Source organism: Bacteroidia bacterium (genome assembly GCA_019695265.1).
In the GTDB taxonomy this organism is placed as follows: Bacteria; Bacteroidota; Bacteroidia; order JAIBAJ01; family JAIBAJ01; genus JAIBAJ01.
Window position 1 is genome coordinate 1 of the sequence record JAIBAJ010000106.1, and the last position, 12,863, is coordinate 12,863.

Below are 12,863 nucleotides of genomic sequence, written 5' to 3' on the forward strand. Positions count from 1 at the left end.
ATTTTAAAACCTAAAAATTATTACTTTTGTATAACGACCTTTTACACCATGATCCATTTTTTTTCGCCAGCAAAATCAGTGGTCAATTTGCGCCGGAATGAAGTGGTCAATTTCATCGGAATTTACAACCACCCTAATGAAATGGAACGGACAGGAGTGGAGCCCTATTATGGGCTTTAAAGGTTATATTCTCGACCTACAGGTTTATAATGATGAGCTTGTTATTGCAGGAAATATTTCCACTTTGGATGACTCGCCCCACCCTGGACTTGCCCGTTGGTACAGCCCACCCGATACCACCCTGTCAGTAAACCGGCCATTAATTGAAAAAACGGCCTGGCTTTGGCCTCCACAACCTAACCCAAACAGCGGCAGGGTGTTGGTTCCTTATTTTAATCCATCAGGAAAAACATCAACCATTACAATTACCAACAACGAAGGGAAAACCCTTGCTACCCAACCATGTAAATCCCAAAAGAACTACTGGGAAATAAATACCTCCCAATACCCCAAAGGAATTTATTATATTACCATGCTTACAGATGGCTGGAAGAAGCAAAGCCAGAAGATGGTGGTGGAATAATGTTCATTTTGTTTCTTAGCTGGAGGATTTTATTTCTCCGCTCGCCCATGTTTGTAACGAGGGCGGTCGAGAAAGGAGTTTTTTACTCCAATAAAACAATTTTTTGCAATTGTTTTATTCCTACATTTGAGTATTAACTAAACTTAATTTTGAGTGGCGATAAATATAGAATAGCTGATCAGGAATTGGTATATTTTCTACCTTTCATAGTAATTCATTGTATTGATGCAAGACAAATGATTGTGTAGTAGCAGCATGAATATCTATATAGCTGTGCCGTGGATTATAATGATGGAAATGGAAAAGTAAAAATTACAAAAATCCAAGCATGATTGATAATAATATCGGTCAGAGACCAATTTCTCAACCGACCTCGTTGCAAACGAGGGCGAGCGCGGGGGTTTGGCCGCACTCAATGATTCGGCGGGAGTTGTATATAGAAATGAGTGTGAGATGTACGAAATGGATACCACCAGTATGCGTTTAGAGGAACAAACCCAAACTTTAACACAACCTTTAATTAATTTCAATAGGTTATATCCAAACCCGACCTCAAATGAAGTGTTTATTGAATACAATCTTGTAAAGGGCGAAAGCGGGATGTTGGAATTTTATAATGCCATAGGTCAACAATTTTTAGGTGAATCCAATATTTCAGGTAATGGAAAAATGGCTATTTCATTGTCGATTTTTCCCAAAGGCATCTATTTTGTTAGTTTGAAGGTAAATGGCCAATTAAGAAACTTTTGGAAAGTTAGTTTTACCGAATAAAAAATTTCAATTTGAACAAGTTCAAAAATATTCTAATACCTATTTTACTATGCTTATGCAAAATTTCAAAAGCACAGGAAAATCTTGTACCAAACCCATCATTTGAAGATTTTATAAATTGTCCAGTATATTTTAACCAAGCCCCACATGACACATTCAATGCAGCCATTTGGTATAATTTATGGCAGAGTCCAGATTACTTTAATAATTGTGGCAACGGGCTAGGAAATATATACTCAGCTTTAGGTGGAGGGGCTGAGGGGAAAGATGGAGTTGCATACATAGGAATTGCAGTGTGGGTTCCTGTATTCTTAGGTAGAGAGGTAGTTGGAACAAAATTGTTGGACTCATTGAAAGTGAACCATAAATATAATTGCTCCTTTTGGGTGATGAAGCCAGACTCATTCCGTTATGCAACTAAAAATATTGGCCTATACTTTTCAGTCAACAAACTTTTAAGTGCATCAGATGAATATTATACTGAGCTTAGCCCTCAGGTTTTTTATACGGGTAACAATTTCCTGCAAGGAGATCGCAAATGGATAAATGTAATCGGTTCATTTATAGCTAGCGGAGGCGAAACTCACTTAGCGATTACAAATTTTGACAATGACTCAGAAACAGAAACAATACTTGTTACAGGAGGGGACATAAGCAATAATTATTGGAATTGTGCCTACTACTACATCGACAACGTTTCAGTCGTTGAAGACACCTCCTACCACCCCATTGGCATTGAAGAAGAGCAGATGGAGCGCATAAAACTAACTTGCCAAGGCGGCAACCTGCATTTGCAAGGTCTTCTTTTCCAAAATAGAGAAACCGAACTTTTTCTGTATTCTTATGATGGGAAACAAGTGGGCAGCTATACCCTACCAAAAGGTAATAACAGCATTCCGCTTAGGCTCCCAGAAGGAATTTATTTGTATTCACTTAAGTCGGGTGAACAAATTTTAAAAAGGGGTAAGATTTGGGTTGGAGGGGAATGATTGGAAGACTGTTTGTAAAGTTTAAGTTAGTACAACTTTATGGGCAAATTTGTAAAACAATTTTTTTTGACAATAGCCATAGAACGCACCAACGCCCAGTTTTACCACCACTATACTTAGAAAGCACCCGGGTTAGGGATTGCAGTGGAAATCCTTTTTGTCGAGGTACGAGCAAAAAGATTGGAACGTAAAGCCCGACCCGCAGGGGAACCCCCAAAATATTTATACCGAATGTACATTATGTTTAGTCCAATTTTAGGTATTAATTTTTATTGAGAAAATTGGCCTAACATTCTGTATACTCAGCATTTACCAATGTTGAAAATGCCGAGGATAAAAATAAATGATTCCAGGAGGCCTAAGCGAACTGGAATCATATTATTTTTTCTCTCGGTATAAATTTATAAATAGTCCGAAGGCTTTTATAAATTAAAATTGGTATTAAAAGAAAATGCATTCCGTCTTTGTAATTGGAATGTCCTTTTAAAAATATGTATTTGATCAATTTAAATTAAATTAAGATGCATAAAATAAAATATATATAAGATAATAAGCATCAAAAAATAGTGGTATTATACATAATTAAGTGTATAATTAATAATTTATTTATTGTATATGTTATAGTTTATAAACCTTAAATAGTGGTTAATTGGCAGGTGTATTATTTATAAATCAGTCCCTTATTTTTACTTTTTTTCTTCCTCCACCTCTTAGTCACTTTTAGCCAAGAAAATCCGGCTAGGACCTAAAATGTAACAGTTTTGAATGGACAAACAAAATTTTTTGTATCTTGCGCGCTTGTCTAAAGAGAAGATATTTACAAACTAAATTCATGAGGAAAGTATTAGCCCTAGCATTGTGTACGTTGTTTAGCTGGTTTGCCTATGCTCAGGAGTGTAATGTAATTTACGTTACCCCTAACGGTGCATCAAGCGGATCAGCCGGCACCAAAGCTAATCCTGCCTCTTTGTTGTATGGACTTTCACTGGTGAGTTCTACCAACAAAAAGGTGTATTTGTCCAAAGGAACTTACAATATCTCCAATCCCCTTTACTTGCCTTCGAATGTGGAGTTAGAAGGGGGATTTGATGCGGCTAACAATTGGGCAAAATCCAATTCCTATACTTCCAAAATCTACCGCGACAACCTAAATCCTGATCCGAATCCGGAGCGTTTGGTGGCAGTTTATTGCCTGGCCATTTCTAATTTCAGGGTTCAGGATGTAACTATTCAAACATCCGGTGCCTTTGTAAATGGGGCAAGCACTTATGGTATTTACATGAGTAGCTGCTCCAATTACCAATTGGTTCGTTGCAAAGTAATTGCCGGAAACGCCGCCAATGGCAACAACGGTAACAATGGTCCAACCGGTATTTCCGGTGCTCCCGGATTACCAGGTGAAGGTAGTTTTGATAATGAAGACAACGATGCTCCACGTGCCGGTGGTCCCGGTGGGGCTGGTTCTTTTCCGGGCAGCAACCCCGGCGGCGATGGCGGCGATGGGGCTCAACGCGGAACCTGGGAATTCCCTGCCGATGGGGAAGCCTTTCCCGGCAATCCGGGTAGCCCCGGACTTGGTACCTGTCCGGGTTATGCAGGAAATGCCGGAATGCCTATTTCCGGAACCTTTAACATTACAGCCTTGCTAGATCAATGCTTTTCTACCGAAAATAATGCCGGTTCCGATGGGGGACAAGGTTGCGACGGTATTCAAGGCATGGACGGATTACCGGGTCAATACCTTTTTGCCGGTGGATTTTTTGTACCGGGTACCGGAACAAACGGCGTTACCGGAACCAACGGTGCAGGCGGCGGCGGAGGTGGCGGCGGCGGAGGAATCGGAAATGTTCCCTATGATCCGATTTTTAATTTAATCCCCGATAAAAATGGCTGCGGAAATGGCGGCGGCGGCGGCGGTGAAGGTGGACAAGGCGGCGAAGGAGGCCAAGGTGGTCAAGGTGGAGGTGGATCTTTCGCTGTTTACCTCGACGGCAACGGAGCCGGTGCAATTATCAAAGACTGTGTTTTTACTCCAGGTAGCCCGGGTTTAGGCGGACTAGGTGGAAATGGCGGTATCGGCGGCAATGGAGGCGACGGTGGAGATGGTGCCATGTACCAAATGTCCTGTAACGCAGGTTATGGCGGAAATGGTGGAAATGGCGGAAACGGCGGAAATGGCGGTAAAGGTGGTAAAGGTAGCGATGGACTAAGTTATGACCTTTACCTGTCCCCGGGAAGCACCGAGCCAACTCTCATGAACATCAACAGCCTGCAACAACCTGCCGCTATTGTCGATTCCAAAGGCTGCACCAATTCTCCTGTAACATTTACGTCCACCACGGCTGGAACAATTGAATGGTATTTTGGAAATGGTACCTTACCCTTGTATGCGGTTGGACAAAATGTGGAAGTTAATTTTACAACCACCGGACGAAAAACCTTTACCATGGTGGTAAATGGAGCCGCTTACACCTTTACGGAATTTGTTAATATCCACAATAACCAGGCTGCCAATGTGATTATGCCGGCTATCAACTCCACCGACTCTATCGTTTGTGCAGGTAGCTCCGGTTCCTATGCCAGCTCCATTACAGGTACTGCCTATAATTGGCAACTTTTCGACGAAAACAATAACCTGATCGATACCTTCCCTGCCAACCCCGGTCAAAACAATACCATTACGTTCCCATACAGCGGAAATTACCTGTTAACCCTCACTACCGAATCGGCTTGCTGTGGAACCAGTTTCCCTGATTCTTTCTACATTCGGGTGGATACCATTTTGCCGGTTGGTATTTCCATCAGCTCCAGTGAGCAAGACAATGGTGATACCGTTTGCCAGGGTGCCTTTATTACCTTCTCTGCGGCTGCCCAAAATGCCGGACAAAACCCCAGCTACCAGTGGAGGGTGAATGGAAGCAATACCGCAACAGGCCCCACATTCTCTTCCTCAACTCTAACCAGTGGTAGCACAGTTGATTGTATTGTTACCTCTACTGAATTTTGCTCCCTCGGACAAACCGCTACCTCCAATTCTATCACGGTAACTATTATTTCTGCACCAGTCGTAAGTTGCAGCGCCGATAGCTTGGTAGCCAATGAGCCTACCTACTTTTTCGGCAGTGTTAGCTCCGGCGGTGTCGCTCCATTTGAATACAACTGGGATTTTGGCGACAACTTTACCGGTTTTGGTGATACTGTTCAACACATGTACACCGACAAAGGAAGCTATTCAGTCAATGTCGTGGTAACCGATGTAAATGGTTGCGTTGGGGCTTGTTCAACTGTGGTTACCATATTGCAAGAGCTTGCCGCCAATTTTACAGCCAATAAGCTCCAAGGCTGCGCTCCTTTTGCTGTTCAATTTACCAACCTTAGCACCAATGCAGTTAATTATTTGTGGCAATTTGGCGATGGACAAACCTCCGTATTAACCAATCCTGTCCATGTTTACCAATCATCCGGCGATTATACCGTTTCCTTAGATGCCTTAGGTGGTACAGGTAGTTTAACCCAAACCATCTCTAACCAAGTTACTGTTTTCCCTTCTCCTACCGCACAAGCACAAGCTTATCCCAACGAAATTACCGAAGAAGGTGATACCGTATTCTTTGCAGATAATTCCTTTAACGCCTGGAGTTGGTTCTGGGATTTTGGCGATGGAACAACCAGCACCGAACAGAATCCAATTCACATTTATCAGGACAATGGTTGCTACAATGTTTTTTTGGCTATAACCAACGAAAATGGTTGTACCGATACCTTGTTTATGGATAATTTTGTTTGTAAAACCGTTGGTTTAGAAGAACAAAGCGGGGTTAGAGGAGTTTATCCTAATCCTTTTCAATCGGACATTAACCTTAGCTTAATTTCAAACATTAAGAACTTAAAGGTTCGTTTGTTTGATCTTTCCGGTAAACAAGTTGAAATTCAAGAATTTTTAAAACCTTTAAACCAGGTTGTTTTCCATATTCCTTCTTCCTTGCCCGAAGGAACCTACTTTTTGCAGGTTGTTTCGGAAAATGGCAGTTGGTATAAAAAGTTGGTTCACAAAAACTAAGTCATTATGAAAGCATTAAAACATACGCTATGGCTACTCCTTCTGATTTTTTCAGGAACGAGTTTGACAGTAGCCCAACAGTGCAATATTTATTATGTATCGCCCACCGGCAATGGTGCAGGAACCCAATCAGCACCTACAAGTTTTACCAATGCCCTGGCAACAGCCACACCCGGCTCCTTGCTTAGGTTAGCTGCCGGAACCTATACCTTAACCACCGAACTCAACATACCTTCCGGTGTAACCATTGAAGGAGGTTTTGACCCCTCTACCTGGATTAAATCTAACTACTCACCAACAATCATTCGTAGAACCAATGCCAACCCGGTACCTTCCCCGGCTAGAATAGTTGGATTACAAGCCGTTAATCAAAGCAATTTTACCCTATTAGACTTAACTATTACAACCGATGACGCTCCGGGTGCAGGGGTAAGCAATTATGCAGTTTACCTGAGTGGTTGCAGCAATTACAACATTGTTCGTTGTAAAATAACTGCCGGAAAAGGATCCAATGGTATTGATGGTTTGCCGGGTATTGATGGTGCAGATGGTATTGATGGTGCAGCTGGTGGACCCGGTCACGAATGTCAGCCAACCGGAAATGGCGGTGGTCCTGGCGGTAATTCCGGAACAGGGGGCCCGGGCGGAAATGGAGGAGATGGAGGAGCTCAAGGAACACCAGATGAAATTCAATTTGGTTGGGATAATTCAGGTTGGATACCAATTCCGGTAATCACCTATGTTCAAGGTATTGCTCCGGATGGTAATCCCGGACTGCCAGGTGGAGGAACCTGCGGCGGAACAGGTGGAAACTTTGGTGAAGGGAATGATAATTTATTGGCTTCAGCAGATCCTTGTGCAGCTTATTTAGGATTAATTGGAATAAATACCGCAGGCCCGGTTAACAACGGTACTGCAGGTACCGATGGCTGTGATGGCGGAGATGGGGTAGATGGTGGAAATGGTACACCTGGATTTTCAGGAGGTTTTTTTCAACCCGGTGATGGACAAAACGGAACAGATGGAGAAGTTGGCGGCGGTGGCGGCGGCGGCGGCGGCGGCGGAGCACATGGTGGAACGGATCCAATTATTCAGCCACCCTGCGGCACCGGAGGCGGCGGCGGAGGCGGTGGCGAAGGCGGTGGATTTGGATCAGGTGCTACCGGTGGAACCGGAGGCGGTGGTTCCTTTGGTATTTATGTCAATAACAATGGTGCCAATGGAAATATCAGCGATTGCATGGTAGCTTCTTCAGCTCCCGGAACCGGCGGATTTGGCGGTTTTCCCGGAGGATATGGCGGAAATGGTGGCCGAGGCGGAAATGGTGGCGGAGTTATGGGAAGTATCGGTAGAGGTGGCCCCGGTGGAGATGGAGGAGATGGTGGAAATGGTGGTATAGGCGGAAATGGCGCTCCCGGAGTAAGTCAGGATATTTACGAAGATCCGGCAGGAGTTTCGTCCAATATTACCAATATGAATGCCGCTGTGGAACCTCAAATCTTCCTGGCTAATACCGGTTGTAGTTGGAGTGATATTACCTACTCAACCAATGCTACCGGATTGGTAAATTGGTATTTCGACGGAGGATCTCTTCCCCTTTCAGCTCAAGGACAAAGCGTAACAACCCAATACAGCAACCAGGGTTTGCATAGCATAACCTTAATGGTAAACGGTGTGCCCTATATCTTTACCAATTTCGCTAATATCGTAAACGATGGTACACCTTATCTGCCAACTATTCAATCTAACTCTGATACCATTTGTCCTGGTACCAATGCCTCCTTTACCAGTTCATACAATGCAGTAAGTTATGAATGGCATTTCGGTGGGGGAGCAACTCCCGATTCCCAGGTTGGACCTAATCTGCAAACTGTTAATGCTACCTTCCCTAATGAAGGAACCTATTATGTAACTTTACAAACCACTTCAGCTTGCTGCGGTAAATCCAAAATCGACACCTTTGTGGTAGTTGTGGTTCCTGTATTACAGCCACAAGTGTATATCTCCAGCACCAATAATAATTTATGTGGACAAGAAACTGTCACTTTTGGTGCAATTGCCGTAAATGGTGGAAGTTCTCCGACCTTTAATTGGCAATTGAATGGAGCAAGTGTTGGAAATGGAAATTCCTATACCAGTTCTACACTGGTGGATGGTGATCAGATCATTTGTCAAATGACCAGCAATTACCAATGTCCTCAACCTAATCCGGTTTCCTCTTTGCCCATTACCATTAGTGCGCATCCAATACCTCAGTTTACCTGTTCGGTATCTGCAGCCTACCTGGGCGGAAATACCACATTTGGAACCAATATAACTGTAGGAACAGGTCCGTATGAGTTCTTTTGGACTTTCGGTGACGGTGGTTCAAGCAATGATTCAGCAGCTACCCATGTTTATGGTGGCACCGGATTGTACAATGCCAGCGTACACCTAATCGATAAATTTGGTTGCGAAGCCGATTGTAGTTTGCTGGTTGATATTGTATTACCTCCGGTGGTTGTAGCAGATTTTAGTTACCAGCAAAACCCTCAATGTGGTACCAATACAGTCAATTTCACTAATACTTCCTCTGCCGGGAATCCGGTTAACTTTCAATGGGATTTTGGCGATGGAACCGGCCTAAACCCCGGAACAGCCAATCCAAGCTATACCTACAATTTGCCGGGAGTTTTTTCAGTAAAAATGGTAGCAGATAATGGCATCTTTTCCGACACCATCGAATACCCTAACATTATTCAGGTTTGGCCTTTTCCGGATGCCAACCTGAAAGCTAATCCAACTGTGGCTTGCGATAGCATGGAGGTAAGGTTCTTTGATCAATCGGTAGGAGCTACCGCTTGGGATTGGAATTTTGGAGATGGAGTGGTAAATACTTTGCAAAATCCTCCACACCTTTATATGAATGCCGGTACTTATAACATTACCTTAAGTGTTACCAATGAATATGGTTGTCAGGATGATACTACCTTGTTCTCTTACATCATCATAAATCCTTCGCCCAATGCCGGCTTTGCTACAACAGATACCATGGTTTGTACCACGGTGCCGGTGGTTTTTGACGCTTCTTCTTCCAACCCGATCAATACCATTACCAGCTATTTATGGACTTTTGAAGGAGGAAATCCGGATAGTATCCTAAGCACCACCCCGGATGCAATTACAAGCTACGATAAGCCTGGAACCTACGATGTTGAGTTAATGGTAACCAATACTTTCGGTTGTACCGATACAGTTAAGGTTCAGGATTACATTGATGCTATCCCTTACCCGGAAGCATCCTTTTATGCGGATACCACCATGTTGATGATGCCGGATACTACCATTCAACTCGTGAACACCAGCAGGTATTACAATTCATGGCAATGGTTTTATGGCAATGGAGACGGAAGTAGCCGCGAAAGAAATCCGGTTGCAATTTATCCCGATTCAGGAGAGTACACCATTACCCTAATTATTGAAAATGAATTGGGTTGTCAGGATACCGCTGAGGTTAAAATTAAGGTGTTTGAACAAGAAACCATTTTTATTCCAACTTCCTTTACACCGGATGGAGATGGCTTAAATGAAATTTATTCTCCGGAAGGTCGCGGTATTAAGGATTATGAATTCCTGATCTTTGATCGTTGGGGACAAACCTTATTCCGTTCCAAGTCTATCAAATTTGGTTGGAATGGAACCAATCGAAACGGAGACCCGGTACCTCCCGGAATTTATGCCTACAAGGTTTATGTAGAATGGTATACCGGCAGAACCTATTCAACCTTGGGCAGTGTGAATTTAATGAAGTAATTTAACCTTAAATACAATATAGAAAATGAAAACTATGCAAACCTGGCTTGATGAGTACCAAGTGAGCCACCAAAACAAAACCAATAAAACCATTCATTGGATATGTATTCCGCATATCTTTTTTACTGTGGTAGGGTTTTTATGGAGTATTAAATTGCCGTTGGAACTAACTGCCGGCTTTCAGGCTAATGTGGCCTTAATAGCCCTAGCCTTGGTTTTTGTATACTATGCTTTGCTTTCTATTCCTTTGGCCATCGGTATGGGTTTGTTTTCGCTTTTCTGTGCCTTTCTATGCTACCAAATTGAATTGGCTCAGTTTATGCCGCTTTGGCAATTGTGTTTGATCATTTTTGTACTCGCCTGGATCGGGCAATTTTATGGTCATAATGTAGAAGGTAAAAAGCCTTCTTTCTTAAAAGATTTGCAGTTTTTAATGATTGGCCCTGCTTGGATTATGGCCGATATTTTTAAACGTTTTGGAATAAAATACTAAGAAACAACTCGTATGTCTGAATTAATAACTGCTCCTGTAGAACCTGTTGCTCCTGTTAAGAAAAATCAAGTTGACGCTATTCAACTGATTAAGAAACAACGCGATTTCTTTAATACCGGGAAGACCAAATCAGTTGAATTTAGGGTTCAAATGCTGGAAAAACTGCTGAATGCTTTGCTAAAGTATGAAAAGGAATTAGAGCAGGCATTGTGGCAAGATTTGAGAAAACCACAAATGGAGGCTTGGGCAACTGAAGTTGGAATCACCATCACTGAAACCAGAGATGCCATTCGGAAAGTTGGAAAATGGATGAAGCCTGAAAAGGTTGGTACTCCTTTGTTTTTTTTACCGGGCTCCAGTTGGATTTATCCTGAACCTTATGGGGTTTGTCTCATTATTTCTCCCTGGAATTACCCTTTGAAAAACCTGATGGGTCCTGTTTTGGGTTGCATTTCTGCCGGAAATACCGCCATTCTAAAACCCTCCGAACTTTCCCCTGCAACTTCAGCCATGATCAAAAAGATTATTTCTGAAGTATTTCCTCCGGAGTATTTAGTAGTGGTAGAAGGTGGTGCGGATGAAACACAACAATTGTTAGAAGAACGTTTTGATTACATCATGTTTACCGGAGGTACGGAGATCGGACGAATTATTTACCAAAAGGCAGCCAAACATTTAACTCCGGTAACCCTGGAACTTGGGGGTAAAAGCCCATGTATTGTCGATGCCCAAACCGACTTAGACGTATCTGTAAAGCGTATTGCCTGGGGTAAATTTACCAATGCCGGACAAATTTGCATCGCTCCGGATTATATCTTGGTTCACAAAAGTATAAAAGCTGCTTTCGTTGAAAAAATGAAAGCTACCGTGAAAGGCTTCTTTGGCGATAACCCTAAGTCGTCCAACGATTTTGGTCGGATTATTTCTCCTCGACATTTTCAACGAGTTAAGAATTTAATCGATGGGGATGTTGTTTTAGGTGGCGAAACGGATGAAAGTGAAAAATACATTGCACCCACTATTTTAAACAATGTAAAACTGACCGATAAAGTGATGCAGGAAGAGATTTTCGGACCAATTATGCCTATTTTGGAATGGGAAAAACCCGAAGATGTTATCCGCATAATTAATTCGGGAAGTAAGCCGCTGGCATTGTATATTTTTTCTACTAACTCATCATTTAAAGAGCGAATTATTAATGAAACATCTTCCGGCGCAGTGGTAATAAATGATGTTTTGGTTCATGCCGGTCATGGCGGTTTGCCATTTGGAGGTGTCGGGAATAGCGGTATGGGAGCTTATAACGGTAAAATTGGTTTTGATACTTTCTCACACCGCAAACCGGTTTTAAAACGCTCTTTCTTAGGCGATGTTAAACAACGTTATGCACCCTATGATGAAAGTAAAATTAATTTCATCAAGTTTGCCATCCGGAAGTTAATGTAGCATGAGGGCCTTGGCTTAGCTAGGGTACGCTGTAAAAGTCAGTCGGATCCATACGTTTGTTTTTTATAATTCCTGATATGCGGGCCCCCTTCGCCCTACACCATTTTTCTTTAGCCCCAAACAACCTGCAAGGGCTTCGGGTCACGCTATCGGCTGTAGTCCAAGCCCACTCCGCTAAACGCTGCGTTGGCTTGGAGCTACTTGCCTCTATCGTTGCCCGAGGCGCAACCTCCAACAGTAGTTTTTAATACCAATGTTATCCCGAAATTGTCATTTGAAACGAAGTGAACAAATGACAAGTGCGATGGGATGTGGGAAGATTCGGGTTAACCCCGAGCTAGTGATAGTTAGGTTTTCTTACCAATTTAGGAATATGCCGAGGATACATTATGTTATAACTATTTTACAAAAGAAAATTAATATTTAAATTGATATTACATAATGTTCTCTCGGTAAAAATTACTTGAAAACCATCCTATCACTTTTCTCGAAACGTAGTTTAAAATTTCTATTGACAATTTCCATCTAACTAGAGTTTAAGTCTTTGTATTTCAGGCATTTGAAATAAATTGAATTTTCTTTTTGAAGAAAGATTAAATAATGGAACAATGATTTTTATAACCGAATAAGCCCTTGCACAAAAGCCTGTTAGAACGCCGTGCGTTGGCCTGGCTCAGCACGGGGCGCGCCGCGGCTGTGAATTGATGTTCCCTTGAAAAACTTGCAATG

7 protein-coding genes and 2 pseudogenes are annotated in these 12,863 nt (G+C 42.5%); all 9 read left to right on the plus strand.

Features of this window, described 5'->3' with window-relative positions; all coding sequences use genetic code 11:
• Positions 1 to 97: 97 nt before the first annotated feature.
• The 9 genes and pseudogenes from K1X82_12755 (at position 98) to K1X82_12795 (ending at position 12,134) form a co-directional block, all read left to right on the plus strand.
• Complete coding sequence (locus tag K1X82_12755; protein MBX7182977.1) at positions 98 to 583, plus strand: T9SS type A sorting domain-containing protein; 486 nt, start codon at positions 98 to 100, stop codon at positions 581 to 583.
• Between the two features lie 453 nt (positions 584 to 1,036).
• Positions 1,037 to 1,354 carry a T9SS type A sorting domain-containing protein gene (locus tag K1X82_12760; protein MBX7182978.1) on the plus strand — a complete coding sequence of 106 codons (318 nt, stop codon included), beginning with the start codon at positions 1,037 to 1,039 and terminating at the stop codon, positions 1,352 to 1,354.
• An 11-nt stretch (positions 1,355 to 1,365) separates the two neighbouring features.
• Positions 1,366 to 2,343 carry a hypothetical protein gene (locus K1X82_12765; GenBank protein MBX7182979.1) on the plus strand — a complete coding sequence of 326 codons (978 nt, stop codon included), beginning with the start codon at positions 1,366 to 1,368 and terminating at the stop codon, positions 2,341 to 2,343.
• Between the two features lie 2,110 nt (positions 2,344 to 4,453).
• Positions 4,454 to 5,632, plus strand: a pseudogene (locus K1X82_12770) (PKD domain-containing protein).
• Between the two features lie 231 nt (positions 5,633 to 5,863).
• Positions 5,864 to 6,103: pseudogene (locus K1X82_12775) on the plus strand (PKD domain-containing protein).
• A gap of 9 nt (positions 6,104 to 6,112) precedes the next feature.
• The gene (locus K1X82_12780) at positions 6,113 to 6,403 is read left to right on the plus strand and encodes a T9SS type A sorting domain-containing protein (GenBank protein MBX7182980.1); all 291 of its coding nucleotides are present in this window, start codon (positions 6,113 to 6,115) and stop codon (positions 6,401 to 6,403) included.
• A 6-nt stretch (positions 6,404 to 6,409) separates the two neighbouring features.
• Positions 6,410 to 10,195 carry a PKD domain-containing protein gene (locus tag K1X82_12785; GenBank protein MBX7182981.1) on the plus strand — a complete coding sequence of 1,262 codons (3,786 nt, stop codon included), beginning with the start codon at positions 6,410 to 6,412 and terminating at the stop codon, positions 10,193 to 10,195.
• Positions 10,196 to 10,220: 25 nt separating this feature from the next.
• Positions 10,221 to 10,688, plus strand: a complete 468-nt coding sequence (locus K1X82_12790) for a DUF962 domain-containing protein (GenBank protein MBX7182982.1) — start codon at positions 10,221 to 10,223, stop codon at positions 10,686 to 10,688.
• Between the two features lie 12 nt (positions 10,689 to 10,700).
• The gene (locus K1X82_12795) at positions 10,701 to 12,134 is read left to right on the plus strand and encodes an aldehyde dehydrogenase (GenBank protein MBX7182983.1); all 1,434 of its coding nucleotides are present in this window, start codon (positions 10,701 to 10,703) and stop codon (positions 12,132 to 12,134) included.
• Positions 12,135 to 12,863: the final 729 nt, after the last annotated feature.

Bases quoted from the DNA above. Each gene is read 5' to 3' on its own strand.
- K1X82_12780 (MBX7182980.1), top strand. From the start codon at position 6,113: ATGGATAATTTTGTTTGTAAAACCGTTGGTTTAGAAGAACAAAGCGGG.
- K1X82_12755 (MBX7182977.1), top strand. From the start codon at position 98: ATGAAGTGGTCAATTTCATCGGAATTTACAACCACCCTAATGAAATGG.
- K1X82_12760 (MBX7182978.1), top strand. From the start codon at position 1,037: ATGTACGAAATGGATACCACCAGTATGCGTTTAGAGGAACAAACCCAA.
- K1X82_12790 (MBX7182982.1), top strand. From the start codon at position 10,221: ATGAAAACTATGCAAACCTGGCTTGATGAGTACCAAGTGAGCCACCAA.
- K1X82_12795 (MBX7182983.1), top strand. From the start codon at position 10,701: ATGTCTGAATTAATAACTGCTCCTGTAGAACCTGTTGCTCCTGTTAAG.
- K1X82_12785 (MBX7182981.1), top strand. From the start codon at position 6,410: ATGAAAGCATTAAAACATACGCTATGGCTACTCCTTCTGATTTTTTCA.